At 58.9% G+C, this 23,634-nt stretch carries 20 protein-coding genes and 2 pseudogenes; 12 read left to right on the top strand and 10 right to left on the bottom strand.

The window, feature by feature from the left end; genetic code table 11:
• The first annotated feature begins 5 nt into the window (after positions 1–5).
• Positions 6–380: a nitrite reductase small subunit NirD gene (nirD, locus tag AC13CY_RS16845; RefSeq protein WP_044628971.1), complete on the top strand. Its 375-nt coding sequence runs from the start codon at positions 6–8 to the stop codon at positions 378–380.
• Between the two features lie 132 nt (positions 381–512).
• Positions 513–1,469 carry a cation diffusion facilitator family transporter gene (locus tag AC13CY_RS16840; RefSeq protein ID WP_054641359.1) on the top strand — a complete coding sequence of 319 codons (957 nt, stop codon included), beginning with the start codon at positions 513–515 and terminating at the stop codon, positions 1,467–1,469.
• Between the two features lie 4 nt (positions 1,470–1,473).
• Here AC13CY_RS16840 and AC13CY_RS16835 read toward each other — a convergent pair whose 3' ends face one another.
• Positions 1,474–2,628: an MFS transporter gene (locus tag AC13CY_RS16835; RefSeq protein ID WP_044628970.1), complete on the bottom strand. Its 1,155-nt coding sequence runs from the start codon at positions 2,626–2,628 to the stop codon at positions 1,474–1,476.
• A gap of 176 nt (positions 2,629–2,804) precedes the next feature.
• On the opposite strand from AC13CY_RS16835, the gene AC13CY_RS16830 reads away from it, so the two are divergent.
• On the top strand, positions 2,805–4,193 hold the full coding sequence (locus AC13CY_RS16830) for an aminotransferase-like domain-containing protein (RefSeq protein WP_044628969.1): 1,389 nt from the start codon (positions 2,805–2,807) through the stop codon (positions 4,191–4,193).
• 67 nt (positions 4,194–4,260) lie between these two features.
• On the opposite strand, the pseudogene AC13CY_RS16825 reads toward AC13CY_RS16830, so the two are convergent.
• The 3 genes and pseudogenes from AC13CY_RS16825 to AC13CY_RS16815 form a co-directional block, all read right to left on the bottom strand.
• Positions 4,261–5,757 (bottom strand): annotated as a pseudogene (locus AC13CY_RS16825) (alanine/glycine:cation symporter family protein).
• Positions 5,758–5,847: 90 nt separating this feature from the next.
• Positions 5,848–6,615, bottom strand: coding sequence for a metallophosphoesterase (locus tag AC13CY_RS16820; RefSeq protein ID WP_044628967.1), 768 nt, complete (start codon positions 6,613–6,615; stop codon positions 5,848–5,850).
• 43 nt (positions 6,616–6,658) lie between these two features.
• The gene (locus AC13CY_RS16815; RefSeq protein WP_137093379.1) at positions 6,659–7,462 is read right to left on the bottom strand and encodes an alpha/beta fold hydrolase; all 804 of its coding nucleotides are present in this window, start codon (positions 7,460–7,462) and stop codon (positions 6,659–6,661) included.
• Between the two features lie 249 nt (positions 7,463–7,711).
• Between AC13CY_RS16815 and AC13CY_RS16810 the strand changes: the two genes are divergently transcribed.
• Entirely contained in the window at positions 7,712–7,834 is a 123-nt protein-coding gene (locus AC13CY_RS16810) for a hypothetical protein (protein WP_255319117.1), read from the top strand.
• Between the two features lie 54 nt (positions 7,835–7,888).
• On the opposite strand, the gene speG is transcribed toward AC13CY_RS16810, so the two are convergent.
• Entirely contained in the window at positions 7,889–8,443 is a 555-nt protein-coding gene (gene speG, locus AC13CY_RS16805; RefSeq protein ID WP_172515524.1) for a spermidine N1-acetyltransferase, read from the bottom strand.
• Positions 8,444–8,568: 125 nt separating this feature from the next.
• Complete coding sequence (locus tag AC13CY_RS16800) at positions 8,569–9,774, bottom strand: NAD(P)/FAD-dependent oxidoreductase (RefSeq protein WP_483052823.1); 1,206 nt, start codon at positions 9,772–9,774, stop codon at positions 8,569–8,571.
• A gap of 157 nt (positions 9,775–9,931) precedes the next feature.
• On the opposite strand from AC13CY_RS16800, the pseudogene AC13CY_RS16795 reads away from it, so the two are divergent.
• Positions 9,932–10,093 (top strand): annotated as a pseudogene (locus AC13CY_RS16795) (beta-eliminating lyase-related protein); the annotation flags it as partial.
• Here AC13CY_RS16795 and AC13CY_RS16790 read toward each other — a convergent pair.
• The 3 genes from AC13CY_RS16790 to fhuB all read right to left on the bottom strand — a co-directional run bounded on the left by AC13CY_RS16790 (position 10,091) and on the right by fhuB (position 12,952).
• Positions 10,091–10,228: a hypothetical protein gene (locus AC13CY_RS16790; protein WP_167359359.1), complete on the bottom strand. Its 138-nt coding sequence runs from the start codon at positions 10,226–10,228 to the stop codon at positions 10,091–10,093. The pseudogene AC13CY_RS16795 and the gene AC13CY_RS16790 overlap by 3 nt on opposite strands.
• Before the next feature lie 3 nt (positions 10,229–10,231).
• Positions 10,232–10,843: a LysE/ArgO family amino acid transporter gene (locus AC13CY_RS16785; RefSeq protein ID WP_137093384.1), complete on the bottom strand. Its 612-nt coding sequence runs from the start codon at positions 10,841–10,843 to the stop codon at positions 10,232–10,234.
• 117 nt (positions 10,844–10,960) lie between these two features.
• Positions 10,961–12,952: a Fe(3+)-hydroxamate ABC transporter permease FhuB gene (gene fhuB / locus AC13CY_RS16780; RefSeq protein WP_172515521.1), complete on the bottom strand. Its 1,992-nt coding sequence runs from the start codon at positions 12,950–12,952 to the stop codon at positions 10,961–10,963.
• A 197-nt stretch (positions 12,953–13,149) separates the two neighbouring features.
• Here fhuB and AC13CY_RS16775 point away from each other — a divergent pair, with 197 nt between their 5' ends.
• From AC13CY_RS16775 to AC13CY_RS16750, 6 genes are all read left to right on the top strand, one after another.
• The gene (locus tag AC13CY_RS16775) at positions 13,150–14,082 is read left to right on the top strand and encodes a siderophore-interacting protein (protein WP_062361326.1); all 933 of its coding nucleotides are present in this window, start codon (positions 13,150–13,152) and stop codon (positions 14,080–14,082) included.
• The gene (locus AC13CY_RS16770) at positions 14,075–14,698 is read left to right on the top strand and encodes a cytochrome b (RefSeq protein ID WP_172515520.1); all 624 of its coding nucleotides are present in this window, start codon (positions 14,075–14,077) and stop codon (positions 14,696–14,698) included. Before AC13CY_RS16775 ends, AC13CY_RS16770 begins: the two co-directional genes overlap by 8 nt.
• A 219-nt stretch (positions 14,699–14,917) precedes the next feature.
• Positions 14,918–16,375 carry a DUF3375 domain-containing protein gene (locus tag AC13CY_RS16765; protein WP_062361332.1) on the top strand — a complete coding sequence of 486 codons (1,458 nt, stop codon included), beginning with the start codon at positions 14,918–14,920 and terminating at the stop codon, positions 16,373–16,375.
• The gene (locus AC13CY_RS16760; RefSeq protein ID WP_062361334.1) at positions 16,372–16,980 is read left to right on the top strand and encodes a DUF4194 domain-containing protein; all 609 of its coding nucleotides are present in this window, start codon (positions 16,372–16,374) and stop codon (positions 16,978–16,980) included. Before AC13CY_RS16765 ends, AC13CY_RS16760 begins: the two co-directional genes overlap by 4 nt.
• Positions 16,970–20,362: an ATP-binding protein gene (locus AC13CY_RS16755; protein ID WP_062361336.1), complete on the top strand. Its 3,393-nt coding sequence runs from the start codon at positions 16,970–16,972 to the stop codon at positions 20,360–20,362. Before AC13CY_RS16760 ends, AC13CY_RS16755 begins: the two co-directional genes overlap by 11 nt.
• A complete protein-coding gene (locus AC13CY_RS16750) occupies positions 20,359–21,567 on the top strand; it encodes a DUF3322 domain-containing protein (RefSeq protein ID WP_062361338.1) in 1,209 nt (402 codons plus the stop codon). Before AC13CY_RS16755 ends, AC13CY_RS16750 begins: the two co-directional genes overlap by 4 nt.
• 83 nt (positions 21,568–21,650) lie before the next feature.
• Here the strand turns inward: AC13CY_RS16750 and AC13CY_RS16745 are convergent, their stop codons facing one another.
• On the bottom strand, positions 21,651–21,878 hold the full coding sequence (locus AC13CY_RS16745) for a hypothetical protein (RefSeq protein WP_062374717.1): 228 nt from the start codon (positions 21,876–21,878) through the stop codon (positions 21,651–21,653).
• Positions 21,879–22,048: 170 nt separating this feature from the next.
• On the opposite strand from AC13CY_RS16745, the gene AC13CY_RS16740 reads away from it, so the two are divergent.
• Positions 22,049–23,629, top strand: coding sequence for an ATP-binding protein (locus AC13CY_RS16740; RefSeq protein ID WP_062361343.1), 1,581 nt, complete (start codon positions 22,049–22,051; stop codon positions 23,627–23,629).
• Positions 23,630–23,634: the final 5 nt, after the last annotated feature.

Below are 23,634 nucleotides of genomic sequence, written 5' to 3'. Positions count from 1 at the left end.
CGACCATGACCGCCACCGCACTCAAACTATCGAACCACAACGACACTTGGCAGCCGCTCTGCACCAGAGCAGACCTCGTGGCCTTTTCCGGCGTTGCCGCATGGCTGAGCACACCGGAAGGCCCCGCCCAAGTGGCGCTGTTCTATTTGCCCGGCCACGCGCAAGAACTCTATGCCCTGGACCACTTCGATCCTTTCTCGAAGGCTTATGTGATTGCCCGTGGCATCGTCGGCGATATCAAAGGCAGCCCCGCGGTGGCCTCTCCGATCTACAAACAGCACTTCCGCTTGGAAGATGGGCAGTGCCTGGAGGACGACAGCCAACAGCTACGCGTCTGGCGCGTGGGTTTTAAGGGCGATGAAGTATGGATTGAGGGCTAATAGACTCACCAGTAAATAGCGCCGCCGCCAAGCGGCGTTATTTTACTGTGGTATAAACCACTGACATTTCCCACCTTGATGTTGCTATGCTTCCCAGCCTCTTGATTCGCTAGGCATGGGAGCCATACGTTCGTGAAGACAGAATCCAGTACGTTAGCCTTTTCCGCCTTCATGGCGCTGCTCATTGGCTGTGCCGGTATCGTGGCCACCTTGGCCTCGAACTCCCAGGCCATCCTATTGGATGGCTTGTTCAATCTTATCTACTTTAGCGTAGCGCTGGTGACCATCAAGGTCAGCAAGCTTGCCAGCCGCCCAGATAGCGAGTCGTACCCCTTTGGCTACAGCTACTTCGAGTCGTTGGTTAATTTATGCAAAGGTTTGCTGATTTTTGGGGTATCGATCTTCGCACTGGTGGATGCCGTGGCCGCACTGCTTACCGGTGGGCGAGAAATTTCCGCAGGGCTTGCGGTGATTTATGCGCTGTTCGCGACCGCCGCCTGCTCGCTCACTGCCTGGGTCATGCAGCGTAGTCAACGCCATGTCAGTAGCCCCTTGGTGGCCGCCGACAAATTCAACTGGCTGGTCAATAGTGTGATTTCAGGAGCCGTACTGGCGGCTTTTTGCCTAGTGATGCTGTTTGAGCATCTCGGCTGGCGAGCGGTGTTGCCCTATGTGGATTCCGTATTGGTGATTGCAGTGGTGGTGCTCTGCCTGGGAGTGCCCGTGCGCATGGCATCGCAAGCGCTAAGAGAGCTGCTCAACAAAACTCCGGAAGAAGCCGTCGCTGAACCAGTGCGCCAAGCCGTTGCCCGTGGCCTTGCCGATATCGATACCCTGGAAGTGCGCGTGCGTATGGTGCGACCCGGCCGCCTACTCTACGTCATCGTCCACGTGGTACTCCCCAAGGATCTGCCCGAAGCGACCCTGGCGAACCAGGACGCGCTGCGTCAGCGCATCGATGAAGAAGTGCGTCGCTACTACTCGCCCGTGGTGTGCGACGTGGTGTTCACCGCTGACAACCGCTGGGCAGCGCCCTCTTGTGGGCTGCTGGTGGATACACACGCCTCCTCGCCAACTAATAATGCTTAACGGACTACAGCGAGCGGCGCAGCAACAGCGCCGTTATCATCACACCGCCCAAGAGGGCTAATCCAAACAGAGACAACGCCAGAACATGACCGACTGCATCAATGAGTAATCCGGTCATGATCACCGGGAGACTGAAACCAATATATGCCATCAAAAAGTAACCGGCGCTGGCCTGAGAAACAGCAGCCTCGCCCGCTGCTAACACGCCACTCAACCCACCCAGGTAGATAAACCCGTAGCAAGCGCTGCTGGCGGCAACCGTTCCCACCAGCACTGCCGATAGATAGCCTTGAACAGCACCCCAGGCGATTAGCGTATAGGCCATTGGCAAAATGGCCAGCCCCAGTAGCGTTGCACTGCGTGGTGTCAACTTTCTTGCCCAAGGCTGAAACAGCACACCGCAACTGCAAATACCAAACGTGGCGAATCCGCTCCAGACAGATAAACCGTGGCGCTGCAGGGCGGAAGGGAGTATCGCAATCACTAACCCTACTGTTGCCCATGCCAGTAAAATGGCTAGCCCGAAGGCGAAAGTACCCCGGGGGAAGCTTGGCAAACGCAGCAAAGAGCGTTTATTGGCACTCGGTGGGGTATCCCCCAGAGTAGAAACCGCCATAAGCGCCAGCGTCGCGGCAGCCATATAAATCCATAAACTGGGGGGCGACATGCTGGTGGTATGGAAGAGAAACAGGCTAGTGACCGCGGCTCCCAGACCAAAACCCAGCGAGGTGCTGGCCGTTACGTAGTTGGTGGCAACACGGTTATCCTCCCGGCTCACGAGCAGTTGCATATAAGCAGGCGCGACTGCCGACGTCAGCCCCATGCTGATGCCCAGTAGAAAGCGGGCTACTCCTAGTGCCACCAAACTGGGGGCTATTAAGGTCGTTGCAGTCGCCATTAGACTTAGCAGTAGCGCGGCCATGATTAATGGCTTGCACCCCACTCGATCTGCCAGTCCGTTTAAACCCAGCAGAACCGGCAAGACACCCACTACGTAGCAGGCAAAGGCGATCGTTGTCGCCCCAACGCCCAAGCCGTCGCGCGCAGCGAGTGCATCGTAGAGCGGAGCCTGTAAATTAACCGCTGTGGTAATCATGCACAGCGCAAAGGCTAGATAAACAGCACTGCGGACAGTGGCTCGAGGTAAAGCGCGGTTCATAGCGTTATCCTAAATAAGCAGATATTTGAACCACTAAGCTCCCACGCTTGCCGATCACCGGTAAGATACACTTGGCAACCAGTTTCAAGACACTGTTCCGCCCTTTTCGAGAACAGTTTTACAGCACAGTTTTAAAGAAAGACTGTGGAGAACCGTTGTGAGCCACAGGGTCCACTATGAAGCTCAAGGTTAACCGCGACTCCCCTACCCCTATCGCCCAACAGATTGAGACGGGTGCTCGCGCCTGGATCGCAGCACATGGTGCTGGCGGAGGCCGCCGTTTACCCTCAATTCGTCGCTTGGCGGCGACCCATAACATTAGCCGTAATGCCGTGATTGAAGCTTACGAGCGACTGGTCGCTGCGGGCTTAGTACGCTCACGGCCCGGTTCAGGGTTTTACATCGCGGATAGCGCGGCAGCACTAATATCACAGCCAGCAGCCACGAACGGCCTGGAAGAGGTCACCAACGGGCTGTGGGGGCTTTTCAATGCTAATGAGCACACGCTCAAGTTGGGGTGCGGCTGGCTGCCAAGCGATTGGCGAGAGGGAGACGACCTAACCCACGCCATTCGCCAAGTGGCACGTAAAAGCCGTTCGGGAATTTTCGAGTACAGCACTCCTCAAGGGCCGCAGGATTTACGTGATTTAATACAGGAACGCCTGCGCCCATTGGCGATTAACGCCAACGCCCAGCAAATAGTCATGACCGGCGGTGGTAGCCATTCACTCGATCTTTTGGTTCGAATGCTGCTTGAGCCCGGCGATGTTGTCTTCGTAGAATCGCCAGGCTATTACAATCTGTTCGGCCTGTTGCGCTTGCAACGCATACATGTGGTTGGCGTACCGCGGCTAGCAGATGGGCCAGACATTGAGCGTCTGGAAGCGTTGTTGGCTCAGTTCCAGCCCAAACTATTTTATATCAACAGCGTGTTTCATAACCCTACCGGTAGCACGATTACCCCAGCAGTAGCTCATCGGGTGCTGCAACTCGCCCAACAGCACGACTTTCAGATCGTTGAGGATGATATCTACGCGGATTTTCAGCACGCACCAACGACTCGCCTAGCTGCATTAGACGGCTTGAATCGTGTGTTCTACCTGGGCAGTTTCTCCAAAAGCCTCTCTTCTTCGCTGCGGGTAGGGTTTATAGCTTGCCCCCTTTCACGGGTACAACGCTTGGTCGATATTAAGATGCTGACCAGCATTTCCGCATCTCGCTTTGCAGAGCAAGTGGTCACTACGATGCTCCAGAACGGCAGCTACCGAAAGCTGGCCGAGCGGCTTCGTGGCAAGCTTTCCTACCAAATGGCGTTGGCGCTAAACATGCTTAAAAAGGCAAACTGGGCGATCCATACCGAACCGGCTGGAGGAATGTTTGTGTGGGCTAAACCTCCGGTCGATATGACGCCTGAAGCGCTAACTGAACTGGCCGAGAGGTGCTCAGTGACACTGTCACCGGGCCACCTGTTCTTTGCGGATCATCAACCCACTCCCTGGATACGTATTAACGTCTCCTACATACAAGATCCTAGAGCCAAAGAGTTTATTGAGTTGGCGAGTTAGCAGATTAAAAAAAGCGGCCTTTTGCGATAGCGAAAAGGCCGCTCGTCACACTTTTTATCTATTCGCTTTATCTATCCGCTTCTTTAGCCTCTCTCACCGGCCACACATCCTCATCCACTAGCTCTGGATTTTTGAGTATGGCGGGGTCGAACAGCGGTTCCTCGATGCCCTATCGCCGCTGGCGTTCGTAATCCTTCAACACCGAGACCGCAATCGGCGCCATCAGTAGAATGGCAAACAGGTTGGTCGTGGCCATCAGGCCCATGGCGAGGTCGGCAAAATCCCAGACCACGCTGAGTTCAGCGACAGAGCCCAGCAACACCATGGCGATGATAACGATCTTGAATGCGCCCACCGCTTTTTTGGCGTGGCGGCGGAACAGGTATTCGATGTTTACCGAAGAGAAGGAGAAGTTGGCCAAAATCGAGGTAAAGGCAAAAAACAGTATGGCAATGGCAATAAAGATCTCACCAAAGCCTCCTAGATGATCCACCATGGCGTCTTGGGTGAGCTGGATGCCCTCGATGCTCTCCCCCGGCGACTCGGATAGCAGCCGTTCATAAACACCGGAAAGCAGAATCACCACCGCCGTGCAGCTACAAATCACGATGGTATCGACAAACACCCCAAAGGATTGCACTAACCCCTGGGCTGCTGGATGCTTCACAGTGGCCTGGGCCGCCGCATTGGGGGTCGAGCCCATACCGGCCTCGTTAGAAAAGAGGCCGCGCTTGATGCCGTTTTCCATGGCGGCCTTGATGGCGTAACCCGCCGCGCCCCCGACCGCCGGGCCTAACCCAAAGGCACTCATCACGATCAACGACAGCATGTCGGGCACGGCGGAGAGGTTGGCAAACAGAATCCATAGCGCCACCAGCAGGTAGGCAATGGCCATGACCGGTACGATTTTCTCAGCCGTGCGTGCCACCGACTTTAACCCGCCGTAGATCACGACACCTGCCAGTGCCGCAATCACCACCCCGGTCAGCCAGTTAGGAATGCCAAAGGCACCGCTCATCCCCTGCGCAATGGTGTTGGATTGCGCCGCGTTGAACGCCAGTCCGTAGGCAATGATCAAAAACACCGCAAACAGCGACCCCAGCCAGCGCCAACCCAGACAGCGCTCGATATAGAACGCAGGGCCGCCGCGAAAGACCCCATCTTCGTTGCGGTGCTTGTACACCTGCGCCAATGTCGACTCGATAAACGAGGTCGCAAACCCCACCAGAGCCGTCACCCACATCCAAAAAATCGCTCCCGGCCCGCCAATCCATAGTGCCAGAGCGACACCCGCCAAATTACCGGTTCCGACCCGCGCCGCCATGGAGGTCGCGAATGCCTGAAAACCACTGATGCCATCTCCCGCTCCGCGCGCGGTAAAGGTCACGTGGGCCATGTGCCGAAACATGCGAAACTGCATCCCGCGCGTCATGATCGTGAACAGCAGACCTGCTCCCAGTAGCAGGTATACCAGGATATAGCTCCAGATAAAGTTGCTGATGGGCATCATGACGGCATAAAGGCCGTCGCGAAGTGGCCCTAGCACCGTTTCTAATAATTCCATGGACTTTCACTCCCTGTGGTTGTATGAGCAACTGTTATCGTCACAGGTAGGAGTGTAGCTAGGTTATAGACCAGCGCGTTATTTCAGCCCTTATTCGCCCACTGTAACCACCCAATCAGGCTGAAACAGCGGCGGCGAAAACTCCTCCGGATAACCGCCCGGATTGGCGATGACGCGGGTGCCGCTGTGTCGTGTATCCACCGGTTCGTGAACGTGGCCGTGAATCCAAAGATTCATCTTGCCCATTAGTTGCGGGAGGTGGGAGGCAAAGGCGGGCGAGAGCGCGTCGCCTATGTACTGTTCGGGAATGCAACCGTGCAGTGGGGCATGATGGCTCACCACGACGCGCGGGCCATCGACAGGCTGTTGAAGCTCGCAACTTAACCACTCCAGCGCCTCACGGTGCATGTCTTGGCTGGCTTGGGGCGTGAACACTTGGCCAGGTGCCGTGGTAATAATGCGAAAATCGGGCATGTAGCGCAGCGCTTTCGCTTCGGTATCTAAGGGGTTGCGGGTGGGGTCGTCGGCATATAGCGCAAAGTCCGTCCAGAGTGTTGTGCCGTAAAAGCGTACTCCGCCAATGGTCACGCTACGATTATCCAGCAGCTCAATATCATACCGAGCGGCTTCTAGCACTAACTCTTGGCGCAACAGCGGCATGCAGGTGCCGTAGAACTCATGGTTACCCGGCACGTAGAGAATCGGCAGGTCGGGAAACTGCTGCCGCGCCCATGCCAGCCCCTCTGCCCTGCGATGAATATCCCCTGCCAACACCACCACATCCGCCTCGGCAGGCGGCAGTTCGCGGTGTCCGTCAAAATGCTCTAAATGAAGATCGGATAAAACTCTTAAACGCATAGAACGTCTCTCATGGTGCTTACATGGGCCTGAGATTAAGCCGTTAATAGGCAAGGCGAGCGATAAATTGGCGGGCAAACTCGACCACCACGGCTTCGGCTTCCCGGTGAGGAATATGACCGATGCCGGGTAGCATTTCGCAGTGAGCGGGGCCTTGGGTATAGCGGGCAATACGCTCTGGCTGACGATGAGACCCGTACTCATCTTTTTCGCCATGCAGCACGAGTGCCGGGCACTGTACTTGTTCAAGCGCTGGGATGAGTGACCACTCTGCAAACGCGGGGCTTAGCCATGTGTCCACCCAGGCGTTGAGTACCCAGCGGGCTTTGTCGCCGTGGTACCTGGCCAGCTTGGCGAACTGTTCCGGCGCCTGAAAGGCAACGTTTGCCTCCTCGATCCCCTGCCGTATGCGGTTTTCGTTAAACGCTTGGGCAGCAATGGTCACCAGCCCTTGGCACTGATCCGGGTAGCCTCCAGCACAGTGCACCGCCATGCACCCCCCAACGCTATGGCCCAGGGCGATAAAGCGTGTGATTTGGTAGGCCTCGCGTAGCGCTGCAAAGCTTCCCGTGGGCTCATCGTCGATAAAACTGAGCGGCAGAGGCATTGGGTACGCATCGGAGCGGCCAAAGCCAAGCCGGTCGTAAGCAATAACCCGTTGTCGCGTTGCGGCGCAGAGCGCCGCGGGAAAGCTGCGCCATAGATCTACACAGCCCAGAGAATCATGGAACAGCACGATCGGAACATCCGAGCGAGCACTGTGTGGTTCCCAAGTCCGCGTAAATATTCGACCACTGGTTGTATTCACCCAGCGGTCATGGTGATGAATAGCCGACGTTAGCGTCATAGCATTGCTCTTAATGTTGTCAGTTTGTCATGAGCTACTGCCAACATAGCATGCAAAAAGCCGCTAGCGTTTTAAGAAGTTGCTTTTGACTAAATCTTACGCACCATGGCAAATTACTTACATCTTTTGGACTAGAAACGCTCTGCAAAAGCGCCTAATATTCATATCACAGCTATCTTGCTGCATTGCACAAAGCAAACTGCGTATAACAAAAATGATTCTTCAATCTCTGCACCAGGAGTGTTCGCCATGCAAAATGCCTCTAATCAACACCCGGCAATGGAAGTCGATGTCATGGAAGTGTGGGCAAAACGCGCGCAGCAGCAACGCGCCGCGTTCGACGCCCTAGCTGCCTATATGCGTCAGCAGTAAGGCGCTGACTACGTCTTGGTCAGCGCCTTTGGCAAACGACCAAGACGTGGGGTGTCATGACTCCCATCCCCCCTCTTCAACGGGCTGCTGATCCAACTGCGCCAGATACGCCTCCTGAAGGATATACATACGTTTGACGTCACGGTATTGACCGTTGATGAAGAATTCCTGTACCAAGTGACCCTCTTCGATGAACCCGCTCTCCTCGTAGAGATGGATCGCTTTGACGTTCTGTACCGCTACGATCAAGTAGACCTTGTGCAGATTCAAAATCGTGAAGGAGTAGTGCAGCGCTTGGCGAATCAGTGAGCGTGCGAACCCTTTGCCCTGATGCTCTGGGGTAATGATAATTTGAAACTCGGCGCTGCGGTGGATGTAGTCAATCTCAATGAGCTCCACCAAGCCAATGGCTCGGCCCGTGCTGTCTTCGGCAACAAAGCGCCGTTCCGCATTGTCGTGAATATGCTTGTTATACAGCTCCTCAAGCTCATCAAACGACTCGTAAGGCTCTTCAAACCAGTACGACATAATGCTCTGATTATTGTTGAGCTCATGCACAAAGCGCAGATCGTTACGCTCTAGGGCACGTAAAAACAGGGTGGGGCTCATGGAAGACACTCACTTATCAATTACATAATGCTCACCAGCAGGCAAGACGCACCTGCTGACAAAGCACACATTCATCCATATTCGTAGTGTAGCGGTTTACTTACCGATAGGTGATTGGCCAGACACTACCGCTGAAATGAGAATAGCGAGCTTAACGGGTGCTGACGGCCTTCAATGAGCGCGCGCAGCAGTTGTGCGCCTATCATGCTGTAGGTAATGCCGTTGCCACCATAGGCCATGGCAAAATGTAACCGTGGCCCTAGCGCCTCATGAGGCCCGAAATAGGGTAAACCATCGTCCGTTTCCGCAAAGGTGCCGCCCCAACAAAACGTCGGGTTGATCTTTAAACCCGGCCAGAGCGCTTCTACCTTTGCGGCCAGCGTCTGGGCTTTTTCCATCACACGCGCATCCCGGCACTCCGGAATATCTTCCTCATCATCTTCACCGCCGATGAGTAGCCGCCCATCCTGGGTAGAGCGTAGGTAGAGATATGGTCGCGCCGACTCCCACACCAGGGTATGGCTTAGCTTGCCCAGCACCTCAAGAGGCAACGGGTCAGTGACAAACGCGTAGCTGCTGCGATTTTCGGCTACCGGTTCAGGCAACCACGACTGGCTCTCGTAACCCGCTGCGATAATCACCTGTTGGCAGCGCAGCGTCGCTCCGTTGCGCAAGATCACCTCGACACTCTCGGCGTTCGGCTCAAGCCGCTCGACCTGTGTGCGATCAAACACACCTCCGCCACGCCGCACCACATTTTCCAGCAGATGATACGCCATACGGTAAGGGTCGATGCTGGCGGCCAACGAGGAAAGAATCGCCCCTGGGGCTGAAAAACCGTAGTCGGATTCAAGCGCACGCTGGTCAAGCCAGGCAACGTCAAAGCCAAAGCGCTTGCGCATCGCAAGCTCCGCTTTCAGGGCCGCCACATCTCCGTCATGACTGGCAAAATAGAGGCTCTGCTGACGGCTAAACGCCACATTGCCAAGTTCCGCCGCGAGTCGCTCCAGCGAATGAATCGCTTCGGCACAGCTACGATAAGCCATCACCGCATTAGCTTCTCCGTACTGCTCGGCCAAATGGACCATGTGGGTATCAATTTCGTACTGCAGCAGCGCCGTACTGGCAGCAGAGCTGCCCCACCCTACGTCCCTGCGTTCAAGAACTACCACTTGATGACCGTGGCGACTTAGCTCGTCGGCAATTAACGCCCCTGTAATACCGCCACCAATAATCACCGTTTCCGTTTGGTGATCGTAGGTAAGCTGCGGGAAAGCAGTTAACAGACCATTTTTCACCGTCCAAAACGGGTAACCACTTTTAAGATCCATCTAATTGCCTATGCTAGGTTGCCATGCGGTAGGAGTTGGTTATACAAACGATGACCCATGTCTGCGATAACCATGTCTGCGATAACCATGTTTGCGATAAGCATAGCTGTTTATATCAATAGTGCCCTGTTCGGGAGGACCGTCGGGAGAGAATCATATGATCGACTTACGTAGCGATACGGTGACACTCCCTACCGCCGCCATGCGAGACGCCATGATGTCAGCACCGCTGGACGATAATGCGTGGGGCGACGACCCAACGGTGAATGCCTTTCAAGCCACGCTGGCCGAGCGAGCAGGTAAGGAAGCCGCGCTGCTATAAGAGCACGGCGTACTGATAGAGCTGCTCTACGCCACACAGATGGTGGTGCATCGTGATATCAGCGACAGCGATATTGAGCAGGTGCTGGATATCATCAAGCGCTACTTCGATCAGGTATAACGCGTCAATCAACCCCTACAACAGCGCCGAGCCGAGCGCTAGGTGCACCGCGATGGCAGCCATCATCAGGCCAATCAGCCCATCGATGGTGCGCCAAGCGCCGGGGCGAGAGAGCCAGGGCGACAGCGCCGCGCCGCCCCAGGCCAGCAAGCTAAACCAAAGAATCGACGCCGTTGACGCCCCGGCGACGAACACACCGGCGCTCTCCTGCTGAGCGCCAATGGCGGGAATTAACAGCAGCGTATCGAGATAGACTTGCGGGTTAAGCACCGTGACCGCCAGAGTTGCCAGTAACACGCCGCGCAAGCTGCGCGCTTTGGTACTGTTAGCCTTTAAGCCTTCACGGCCACTGGCAGCTCGCCATAACGCTTGTGCCGCTAGCCAGGCCAAGAACAGCACGCCCACCCAGCGCATGGCTTCCATGGCGTTAGGCATGGTGAGCAAAAACGCACTGGCACCAAACATACCCGCCGTAAGCAGAATGATGTCCGCGCTCATACACAGCCCCGCCGACCACCAGTGGTATTCGCGGCGAACGGCCAGCCCCAGCACATAGGCGTTCTGCGCCCCAATCGCCATGATAATGCCGCCGCACACCACTAAACCCGTTAGGTAGCTTTCCCACATCGCCGCTCGCCTTATGCTTGAGTTAAGAAAGCGCTAGGGTAAGGGTAAGTTGACATAACAAAAAATCATCTTGCTAATAGTTCATTAGCGCAGCTTATACACGCTCAGGTTAAGCGCTTATAAGCGCCGCAGCCCCCACATAAAGTAGGCGCCGCCGATCAGCGAAGCCACTAAGCCTGCCGGAATCTCATAAGGGAACATGATTTGACGGCCTACCCAGTCGGCCAGCACCATCAACAGCATACCGATCAAGGCAGCGCCTACTAAGTGCTGTCGGGCGCGGGAGAAGCCCAGTAGCCGAGCCATGTGCGGGGCCAATAAGCCAATGAAGGAGAGTGGCCCCACCACTAGCGTGGCGCAGGCGGTGAGCAAGGCGACCAGCAGTAATAGTGCTAGGCGCGCACGGTTCAGACCTATGCCCAGAGAACGCGCTGTGGCGGTACCCAGCGGCATAATATCTAGCCAGCGGGTGAACGGCAGCGATACCAACGCAAGCCCTGCCGCAATACTGCCTACGAGCAGCGCGCTGCCTACATCCACGTAATAAGTAGAGCCTGCCAGCCACGCAATAACCTGCTGGCCGCGCGGGTCACCGCCCGCCAGCAGCACGCTGCGCACCGCATCGAACAGCGCGCTAATCGCTACGCCGCTGAGCAGTAAACGCTCAGGCACAAAGCCACTCTTACGGTTGAGCGCTACCAGCACAAGCAGCGTCGCCAACGCCCCCAGCGTTCCTATCGCCACCAGCATGGCATTGCTGGGGGCGGGGAGCAGGTAAATACCTAAAATCAGCGCAATGGCGCAGCCACCGCTGATACCCAGCACTTCAGGGCTCGCCATAGGGTTAGCCGAAAGGCGCTGCAGAATAGTACCCGCTATTGCCAGCATCAAACCGCTGGCCGCTGCCGCCATCACGCGCGGAAAGCGCCACTCAATCACACCCCAATTCGTCGGGGCGATGATGCTCCAGCCGTTTGCCCCTTGCCCCACCAAATGGCCCACCACCATAGCTGCCACCAGCGCCAGCAGTAGCCCAGTGGCTAATCGATAGGGCGCGGCATGGCGCGTGATCACCACGCCGGAGGCCTGGGGAGGACGGTCGCCCTGCAGCTTAAGGCGCGGAATTAACCACATCAGCAGCGGTGCGCCTAAGGCGCCCGTCACGGCCCCGGTGGGAATCAGCGTCGCCACCATGCCGGAAAAGCGCTGCAGTAAGAGGTCCGTGGTGGCCAGCAGCACGGCGCCTAATAATGTCGACCAAAGCAAGCGCGCACGCAGCGTGCGTGCCCCCGCCATACGCACAATATTGGGGGCCGCTAAACCAATGAAGCCGATAATACCCACCACGCTCACCACGCTACCGGTAATAAACACCGCCAGCCCTAACCCGGCAAAGCGCAAATGCTTCAGCGAAATCCCCAGGCTTTTGGCGCTGGCGTCATCTAACTCTAAAACCGCCAAAGGACGCAGCAACAGCCATGCCGCCAAGCCGCAAATGGCAAGCCTAGGAGCCAGCGACGCCACGCCATCCCAACCATTTTGAGCCAGCGATCCCGCGCCCCAAATCAGCAGCCCGGAAAGCACCTCGTGGTTAAACAGCAACAGCGCGGTGGAGAGTGCGCCCAGGTATAAATTAACGACCAGGCCCGCCAACACCACCACAACAGGGGCCAAACCGCGCCGCCAGGAGAGCAGGAACACCAGCCCCACCGCCAGTGCGCCACCCGACAAGGCGACCCACTCACGCCCCACCACCAACAACCCTGGCGCCAGCAAGGTAGCGGTCATCAGCGCCAGATTAGCGCCCGATGCCACCCCCAACGTGGTGGGTGACGCCAACGGGTTGCGCAGCACCTGCTGCATGAGCACGCCCGCTAGCCCCAAACCGCCCCCGGCCAACAGCGCGATCGAGAGGCGCGGCCACCAGGCGTAATAGAGCAGAAGCTCGTCGACATTCTCGAAAGAAGGGGTCACTAATGCCTCTAGGCCCAGCGCAAAACCGCCTTGGCTCTCTAGACCGACCCAAAACAGCACGACCATCGGCAGGCTCAGCAACAGACAAGCTTTCGCGGGGGTCATTCCTCCCATTCGTTGAGCAGCGCCTAGCATGATGCCCCTCCGTTGGTGGTGGCGGGACGATTCACCAAAAGAGCGAGGGCAGGCGGCTGCGTCATGGGAGTGACCTTGGATATAAGCAAACGAGTGCATGGAAATGAGCGCGTGAATGACTGTCGAAGATTCTAAATGATAATAATTAGCACTACAATTGACCCCTTGATTTATGTCTCCGCATGAGGAACCCCATCATGGCAGCCAAACCGAGCTATCGGCTTTTCGATATCACCCTTGCCAGACGCACCCAAGTCAGCGCCTCATTAGTCAGGTTTACTTTCACTGGCCCGGAAGTCAGCCATATGGCGACCTACGCACCGGATCAGCGTGTCAAGCTGTTCTTCCCCGAAGGCGGTGGTAGTCTCGATCCGCTGTTTGAGATTGCCAAGCTGGAAGAGCATGACTGGTACGGCGCTTACCGCGCACTACCGGATGCACAGCGCCCCTCTGCGCGCACCTACACCATTCGCGCTCTGCGGCCGGAGAAGGCAGAGGTGGACGTAGAATTTGTACTCCATGGCGACAATGGCCCCGCATCGCGCTGGGCTATGCACGCCCGCCCAGGTGACCGCCTTGCCATGACAGCCCCCGACGCTAACTCGGAAGGCCCAAAGCTGGGCTACGAGTGGAAGCCGCCCCAAGGTGTACGCCGTATTCTGATCATCGCCGATGAAACCGCCCTCCCCGCCGCCGCAGGCATTCTTGAAACTCTTGATGACCTGCCGCTCAAACCCAGGGTCGAAGCGCTGTTCGAAGTGCCTCGCAGTGACGACGTTCAGCCGCTGCCCCAAGCCGCTAAGCTGCACTGGCTGGCCCGCGATGCTGAACCCGGCTGCCAACACGGTGAGCTGCTGATGAGAGCAGTGCGCGATATTGATTTGCATAAGGAAATTCAAGCGCTAGGCGGCGTGCCTACGGCAGCCACTAGCAACGACGAAAGCGACGATGAGGACGGCCCACTCTGGGAACCCGCCACCCTGGATGACAGAGCTCCCTTCTACGCTTGGATAGCTGCTGAAACCAAGGTCGCCATGAAGCTGCGTCGCTACTTAGTCAACGAGTGCGGGCTACCCAAGCAGTACGTTACCAGCATGGGCTACTGGCGCCAGGGCAAGGCCAATGGTTAAAGAAACGGCAAACAACACGGCGTTAAACAGTGATCTCACACGCAAGCCAGCTCAAACGCCTATTGGCTGGCGAGACAGCCCTGACAGCTATGGGCGGGTCAGCCGTGCGCTTCACTGGCTGACCGCCGCGCTGGTCACGCTGCAATTTACTGTGTTGCTGGCTTGGCGGGGAATGGGCGGAAACGCTATCACGCTGTTTTTGGCAAGCATTGGGCCTCATGGCTCGTTAGGGTTTCTGATTCTGATCGTGACGCTGGCTCGCCTTGGCTGGGCATGGGTCAACCGCAAGCAGCGTCCTCCGCAGCCGCTCGGATGGGATGGCCGCATAGCACGCCTTGTACATATCACTTTTTATGCGCTCCTGCTGTTGCTGCCTGCTTTCGCCATTTTGCGCCAGTACGGCCGCGGCGGGGCACTACGCTTTTATGGCATGGAGCTGCTGCCCGAAGCGGAACGCGACATCACCTGGATGATCGCCCCAGCCAAGCTCCTTCACGGCCCGCTCTCGTGGCTGTTATGTGGATTAGTCATCGGCCACATCACGATGGCGCTGATTCACCGCTTCTGGCTCAAAGACCGGGTACTGGCACGTATGGTGGGGGCAAGGGGGCGGTGAAGCATTGAGCAAAGCCACCGCACAGCTTTCGAGTAGTGCACAGCGCAACACTGCCGCCTACTCATCCCCTCGCCAACGGCTGCGTGGTTGGCTGGGGTAGCAAGCGCGGCCTAAGGTGAGGCATAATCGAACGAATCTCAATCCAACTGTTCAAGGCTACCTAGTTCCCCCTGTGCGGCCTGGACATGGGTGGCTATTCATAGAGCATAATCCAGCCGCATGGACTACGACTACCTCAACAGTCTACGTAAATACCATCCCGCTTGGCGGCTGCTGCTGGCCGACCACGCACCGCTGATCATTGCCTTCGTGCATCGCAGTTTTATCGAGCCCAATGTGCGCAGCCTGCCGGAGCAGGAGCTGGCGGCAAGGCTGGAAGACTATCTGTTCCACCTTCGCCAGGGGCTGGGCGAAGGGCACTTCCCAAAGCCCGCGCGGGAGTATCTGAATGACTGGGCCAGCGATGAACGCGGCTGGCTGCGGCGCTATTTTCCCGCCGACTCGGACGAACCGCATTACGACCTGATACCTGCCGTCGAGCAAGCCATTCAGTGGCTGGCCGGGCTCGAGCAGCGCACCTTCGTGGGGGCGGAGTCGCGATTGAAGTTGGTCTTCGACCTGCTACGTGACATCTCCCAGAACAGCGAAACGGATCCCGAGACGCGCATCGCGGAGCTGAGTCGCCGCCGCGCCGCCATTGACGCAGAGATCGAGGAGATTCGTGCCGGCCATATGGCGTTCATGGATCCCACGCGACTACGCGAGCGCTTTCTTCAGGCCACCGACACGGCTCGGGCGTTACTGGCCGACTTCCGCCAGGTGGAGCAGAATTTTCGTGACCTGGATCGCCAGGTACGCGAACGAATCGCCACCTGGGAGGGCGGCAAGGCCGCGATACTGGAGGAGGTACTGGGCCAGCGTGATGCCATTACAGACTCCGACCAGGGCCGCAGTTTTCGTGCCTTCTGGGACTTCCTGATGTCCGCCGACCGCCAGCAGGAGCTCACCGAACTGCTGGAGTCGATCCTGTCGCTGGAGCCGGTCGCTGAGCTGAATCCTGACCCGAGGCTGCGCCGCATCCACTATGACTGGCTAACCGCCGGAGAAGCGACCCAGCGCACCGTGGCCCGGCTCTCCGAACAGCTGCGACGCTATCTGGACGATCAAGCCTGGCTGGAGAATCGGCGTATCATGGATCTGCTGCGCGGTCTGGAACAGCACGCCCTGGCGGTGCGCGAGAACCTGCCAACCACCCCTTTCATGACCGTAGAGGCTCCCGCCCCCGACGTCCAGTTGGCCATGGATCGGCCGCTGTTCAGCCCTCCCATCAAGCCACGTATCGAGCAGGCGCCGCTCGAGGAGGGAACCGCGGACATCGCTGCCGACCCACTGTTCGAACAGGTCTACGTGGACAAGGAGCGGCTGCGGGCCCGGCTACGCCAGGCGCTGCAGACCCAGCGCCAGATCAGCCTGGAGGCGCTGCTGCAGCGGCATCCACTGGAACAGGGACTGGCGGAGCTGGTGACTTGGCTGAGCCTGGCCACCGGGGAGGGGCTGGGCCTCGTCGATGAAACGCAGGAGCAGGTCGTGTATTGGACCGATGACCAGGGCCAGCAGCGCCGCGCCGCCCTGCCTGCGGTGATCTTCGTTAGTGGCCACCAGGGAGCCCACCCATGAACGAGACCGGCACCCCACCCAACGAGCGCGAACCGGCGCTCTCTCCGGTGTTGATCCAACTGTTCAAAGGCGTCCTCTACCGCGATGACCAGTCTGGAGCGTGGCAGGATCTGTTGCGACTCCAGGCGCAAGTACGCGACCATGCCGGTGTATTCGGGCTGGAGCTGATCCTGGACGAAGCCGAGGGCTACGCCTATTTGCGCCAGCGCCCGACCGAGGAGGGCGAGGAGGAGCTGCCGCGTCTGGTACCACGCCGCCAGCTCAGCTACCCGGTCAGCCTGCTGCTGGCACTGCTGCGCAAGAAGCTGGCAGAGCATGACGCCACCGGCTGCGATCCGCGGCTGATTCTCTCTCGCGAGCAGATCGCCGACATGCTGCGCCTGTTCCTGCCTGAAACAGGGGATGAAGTGCGCCTGATGAGCCGCATGGACAGCCATATCAAGCGGGTAGTGGAACTGGGCTTCCTGCGCCGGCTGCGCGGCCAGGAGGAGCGCTTCGAGGTGCGCCGCATTCTCGCCGCCTTCGTCGACGCCCAATGGCTCGCCGAGTTCGACCAACACCTAGCAGACTACCGCCAGCACCTGGATAACGACGATGACGGATAATCCGCAGAACGCGCTGTTCGACTTCGCCAGCGACGACTCTCACACCGGGTTTCGGCTCCAGCGCCTGGAGGTCTACAACTGGGGCACCTTTCATCAGCGAGTCTGGCACCTGGCACCGAATGGCGAAACCAGCCTGCTCACCGGCGACATCGGCTCCGGCAAGTCGACGCTGGTGGACGCCATCACCACCCTGCTGGTACCGGCCCAGCGCATCACCTACAACAAGGCCGCCGGCGCCGAACAGCGCGAGCGTAGCCTGCGCTCCTACGTGCTTGGCTACTATAAGACCGAGCGCAGCGACGGCGCCCTGGCCGCCAAGCCCGTTGCCCTGCGTGACTTCAATAGCTACTCGGTGATTCTCGCGCAGTTCTACCATGCCGGCTACGACCAGCACGTCACCCTGGCCCAGCTGTTCTGGCTGCGCGACAGCCAAGGGCAACCCGCTCGCAGCTATGTGGTCGCCGACCGGCCGCTGACCATCACCGAGGACTTCGCCAACTTCGGCAGCGACCTCAATGCCCTGCGCAAGCGCCTGCGCCAGCTGCCCCAGGTGGAGCTCTTCGACCACTTCCCGCCCTATGGGGCGGCGTTCCGCCGGCGCTTTGGTCTCGACAGCGAGCAGGCCCTGGAGCTGTTCAACCAGACGGTCTCGATGAAATCGGTCGGCAATCTCACCGAGTTCGTGCGCGGGCATATGCTGGAAGCCTTCGCGGTGGAGGAGCGCATCGACGCGCTGATCCGTCACTTCGAGGACCTTGACCGCGCCCACCAGGCGGTGCTCAAGGCGAAAGCGCAGATCGACGCCCTGCAGCCGATGGTCGACAACCTGGACCGCTACGCCGAGGCCAGCGACCAGGCCCGGGAGCTCACCGCCTGCCGCGAGGCGCTACAACCCTGGTTCGCCGGAATCAAGGCACAGTTACTTGAGCAGCGGCGGGAGAAGCTGGAGCGGGAGCTGGAACGGCTGGCCTCGCGTATTGAGGCGCTGACCAGCGAGCAACAGCACAACCAGGCCAAGCGCGACGAGCTGAAGCAGGCCATTGCCGACAACGGCGGCGACCGCCTGGAGCAACTCAAGCGACAGATCAAGGATCAGGGCGAGCGGGCCGATGAGCGCCGTCGGCGGGCCGAGGAGTACCAAACGCTTACCCAGCGCCTGGCGCTGGACCCACTGGGCGACGAGGCGGTGTTTGTGGAGAACCGCCAGCGGGTGGAACACGCCCTCGAGACCCTGGAGGACCGCAAGGCCGAGGCCCAGAACGCGGTAACCGAGGCGGCGGTCGCCTTCCGCGATGGCCGCGAGGGTGTCGAGGAGGTCGAGCGCGAGCTGAACTCCCTACGCCAGCGTCGCTCCAACATCCCTGCCGCCATGCTGGCATTGCGTGAGCGGCTGTGCGAGAGCACCGGGCTGCCAGTGGAGTCGCTGCCCTTTGCCGGTGAGTTGATCCAGGTGCGTGATGAAGAGCGCGACTGGGAGGGCGCCATCGAGCGCGTGCTGCACAATTTCGGTCTGTCGCTGCTGGTGCCGGATGCACACTATCAGGAGGTCGCCGAGTGGGTGGACCGCACCCACCTGCGTGGACGCCTGGTCTACTACCGGGTGCGCGAGCCGAAAGGCGCCAGCCTGCCGCAGCTGCACCCGGACTCCCTGGTGCGCAAGCTCGCCGTACGGCCAGACTCCGACTTCTACGCCTGGCTGGAACAGGAGCTCGCCCGCCGCTTCGACTACGCCTGCTGCCGCGACCTGGCGCAGTTGCGCCGCGAGCAACGCGCCATCACCCGTAGCGGCCAGATCAAGGCCAAAGGCGAGCGCCACGAGAAGGACGACCGCCACGCCATCAATGACCGTGCCCGCTATGTGCTGGGCTGGAGCAACGAGGCCAAGATCGCCGCCCTGGAGCAGCAGCAGTATCAGCTGCAGCAGCGGCTACAGCAGCTGGCCGACACCCTGAGCCAGGCCCAGGAGACCCAGAAGCAACTGGAAACCCGCGGCACCCTGCTCCACCGGATCGATGTCTACCGCCACTTTCAGGAGCTTGACTGGCACACCCCGACGCTGCTCATCCAGCGACTCGAGGAGGAGCGCCAGTCGCTCGAGGCAACCTCGGATACGTTGCGCCTGCTCCAGCAGCAGCTCGGCGACTTGGAAGCAGAGCTCAAGGAGCAGGATGCGCGCCTGACCGGGCTGCGCGACGAACGCGCCACTGCACGGCTCAAGTACGATCAGGCCGGTGAGACCCAGGCCGAGGCCGAAGCCCTGGTGGAGCGTACCGCTGCCACGGTGCGCGAAAGCGACTTTCCCCGCCTCGACGCGCTACGCCCCGAGGCCCTGCCCGAGCGGCGCCTGACCGTGGAGTCCTGCGACAATGCCGAGCGGGAGATGCGCACTTGGCTTCAGGGGCGCATCGACGCCGAGGAGAAACGCCTCAAGCGCCTCGGCGAACGCATCATCGACGCCATGCGTAGCTACCAGACCGAGTGGCCACTGGAGACCCGCGAGGTGGACGTCAGCATCGCCGCCGGCGACGAGTACCGCGGCATGCTCGAGCAGCTGGTCGGTGACGACCTGCCGCGCTTCGAAGCCGACTTCCGCAAGCTGCTCAAGGAGAACACCATCCGCGAGGTGGCCGGCTTCCAGGCCAAGCTCAACCAGGAGCGCGAGCTGATCCGCGAACGCATCGATACCATCAACCGCTCGCTGCACGCCATCGACTACAACCCCAACCGCTATATCCGCCTGCAGGCCGAACCGACCCCGGATCCCGAGGTACGCGAGTTCCGCGAGTCGCTGCGCGCCTGCACCGAAGGGGCGCTGACCGGTTCGGAAACCGAGGAGTACTCCGAAGCCAAATTCCTGCAGGTCAAAGCCATCATCGAGCGCCTGCGCGGGCGGGAGGGCCAGACCGAACCCGACAAGCGCTGGACACGCAAGGTCACCGATGTGCGCAACTGGTTCGTCTTCTCCGCCTCGGAACGCTGGCGAGAGGACGACGCCGAGCACGAGCACTACACCGATGCTGGCGGCAAATCCGGTGGTCAGAAGGAAAAGCTCGCCTACACGGTGCTGGCCGCCAGCCTGGCCTACCAGTTCGGCCTCGAAACGGGCGGGCAAAGTTCACGTTCATTCCGCTTCGTGGTCATCGATGAAGCCTTCGGCCGCGGCTCCGACGAATCCGCCCGCTACGGTCTGGAGCTGTTCCAGCGGCTCAATCTGCAACTGCTGATCATCACCCCGCTGCAGAAAATCCACATCATTGAGCCCTTTGTGGCCAACGTCGGCTATGTGCACAACGACGGTGGTCAGCACTCGATGGTGCGCAACCTCAGCATCGAGGAGTATCGCGCCGAGCGCGCCGCCCGCAGCATGATAAGCGCGTCATGAGCTGGAGTACCCCTGCATCCATCCGCGCGCAGGTGGAAAAGGCCTGGGACAGCGGCCGCCTTCTCGCCGCCCGGGTGTCCGGCGAATCGCCGTTCCCCCTGGAGATCCGCCTGCGCCGCCCCAGCGCCCGGGACATCACCGAGCGCTTCGGCGCGGTGATGGACTGGGTGAACGCACTGCGGGAGCAGAGCCGGGAGAGACGCGGCTACGGCTACGAACTGCGCTGGCAGCAGGTCAACAACCGGGTTCACGGCAGCAACGCCATTCCGGTGGCAGCGATCATCGCCGATGAAACCCAGGCGCTGCAGCTGATCCGTCGCCAGCAGGATGCCCAGCGCTTCCAGGCCCTGGTCGACACCCTGCTTCACCACCACCTCGAACTGCAGGATTGGATAGCGCGCCACCCCCTCGCCGTGCTCCGCCATGCCCACGACTGGCCCCGCCTGCTGGCCGTACTGGCGTGGTTCCTGGCCCACCCGCGGCCAGGGCTCTACCTGCGCCAACTGGACATTCCCGGCGTCGACACCAAGTTCATCGAAACCCGCCGGGGCCTGCTCGCCGAGCTGCTGGATGTGGTGCTACCGGCGACCGCCATCCACCGCGATGCCAGCGGCGTTAAGGGCTTCGCGCGCCGCTATGGCCTGCGCACGGAAGCGCCGCAGATCCGCTTCCGTCTGCTCGACCCGGCGCTGTCCATTCAGGGCCTGCGCGATATCGCGGTTCCGCCGGAGGAGTTCTCCGGGCTGAGCCTGCCGGTGCAGCGTGTGTTTATCACCGAGAACCGCACCAACGGCCTGGCCTTCCCCGAGACATCCGCCAGCCTGGTGATCTTCGGCTTGGGCTATGGCCTGGAGAGGCTGAGAGAGATCCCCTGGCTGCACGATAGCGCGCTCTGGTACTGGGGCGACATCGACACCCACGGCTTCGGCATCCTCAACCGCCTGCGCGCCAGCTTGCCCCATGCCCGCTCCCTATTGATGGACCGTCCCACTCTGATGGGCCACCACCCCCTGTGGGGCCAGGAACCCGAGGAGAAGCGCTACACCGGCCACCCCACCCGGCTCACCGCCGACGAGCAGGCACTGTTCGAGGAACTGCGCGCAGACCGTTTGGGCGCGAGGGTGCGACTGGAGCAGGAGCGCATCTCCTTCAGCGCCGTCGAGCGTGCGGTGGCGGCGACCGAGGTCATTACACAAGGGCGTTAATGCGCACCGCTATCGCGATGCTACGCATGACCTAACGCTGCATCGACTATCGGTAACAAGCTAGCAGGGTGCGGGTAATTGAATCAGCCCAGAGTTGAGAAATGCAAGGAGGTCAAGCACGAGAGATAGAAGCAACGATTCTCGTTTACTCTATGGAGATCGACTCCCTGTAAGATAAACTCCTTGCACAAGGAAACCAGCATGTTCGAGGTCAAGGGTGCCACTTTCGTTTCGAGATCAACGGCAAATGCCTGCTGCATTCTGTGGCGCACCGTTTCAAAGAGGGCAAGATCTACGGGTTGATCGGCCATAACTCTACTCGTCGATTTGATCAATGATCTACACCCAGACTTACCGAATATTGCCTCGGTAGACATACTCAACCCGACGAGGCTGCTCCGCGATATAGTACGCGTTATGCCAAGCCGCTGGGCATGCTAAACTGCTATTTGTATCGCTGTTTTTTGCTCTGGAGGCCGCCGTGACGAATTCCCACCGCCGTAAGTTACCCATCGGGATTCAGACGTTCTCGGATATCCGCGAGGGCAACTATTACTACGTCGATAAAACCCCGCATATCGAGCGTTTGGTTAATCAGAACAAATACTATTTCCTATCGCGGCCGCGCCGCTTCGGCAAAAGCCTGTTGCTGGATACCCTGCGCTGCCTGTTTGAAGGCCGCCAAGCGCTATTTGAAGGGCTCTATATTCATGATAGGTGGGACTGGCAGCAGCGCTACCCGGTGATTCGTATTAGCTTTGCCGATGGAGTGATGCAGAGCCGTGAAGGGCTGGACGAGCGTATTCGTGAGCAGTTAAGGGTTCAACGCGAGCAGTTCGGCATTACTCAGCATCATAAAACCGATATACCGGGTGAATTTTCTGCCCTAATCCGCGCCGCCCACCAGCAGAGCGGCCAGCGGGTGGTTGTGCTGATCGATGAGTACGACAAACCGATTCTGGATAATATCCTGGTGTCGGAGCGCGCCCGAGAACTACGCGAGGGCCTGAAAAACCTTTACAGCGTTATCAAAGACGCCGACCCGCACTTGCACTTTGTGCTGCTTACCGGTGTTTCCAAGTTCAGCAAGGTCAGTCTGTTTTCGGGCTTGAACAATCTGCGCGATATTACCCTGTCGCCCGACTATGCGACCCTTTGTGGCTATACCGATGACGACATTGATACAGTATTTGAACCCGAACTGTCTGGGTTAGACCGTCAGGAAATCAAAAAGTGGTATAACGGCTATCGTTGGGGTGGCCGAGAGGTTACGTCTGTCTACAATCCCTTCGATGTACTGTTGCTGTTCCAAGAACAAGAGTTCGGCCCGTACTGGTTTGAGTCTGCGACGCCGACGTTTTTGGTCGATATCCTCAAGCAGCGGGGAGTGTTTACCCCTCGATTGGAGACCTTACAGGCAAAAGCGCAGTTGCTAGGGCGCTTTGATGTGGATGACATCACCACCGAAGGGCTACTTTTTCAAACGGGTTATATCACCATTAAGGACGTGCAGGAGCCCATACTGGGCTATCGCCTCTATACGCTAGGCTTTCCGAATCGAGAGGTGGAAAGCAGTCTCAACGATTTATTGCTACCGGTACTGGGTATCAACGCAAGCGAGGCACAAACCCATCAACTGGCGTTATTCGATATTTTTCAGCGCCATGATCTGGCTGCTTTGGAAGCTCATCTCAAAGCCCTTTATGCAGGACTCCCCCACGACTGGTACCGCAACAATCCCATTGCCCAATATGAAGGCCACTATGCCAGTGTCTTCTATAGCCACTTTGCCGCTCTGGGGCTGGATGTGACGGTGGAAGATGCCAGCCACCACGGCAAGGTGGATATGAGTGTGGACGTTGGTGGGCATATTTACCTGTTTGAGTTTAAGGTGGTCGAACAACTGCCAGAAGGTAAAGCGCTGACGCAAATCAAATACAAGGGCTATGCCGATAAGCACCGCGCCTCCGGCAAACCCATACACCTGATCGGCGTGGAGTTTTCCAGCACCCAGCGCCAGATTGTAGCGTTTGAGGTGGAGACCTTGGTTAAAAGCTCTTGAACCAT

The sequence above is a fragment of the Vreelandella sp. L-15 genome (assembly GCF_056857635.1).
Note: the sequence above shows the minus strand (reverse complement) of the source record. Positions and strands in the feature narration are given on the sequence as shown.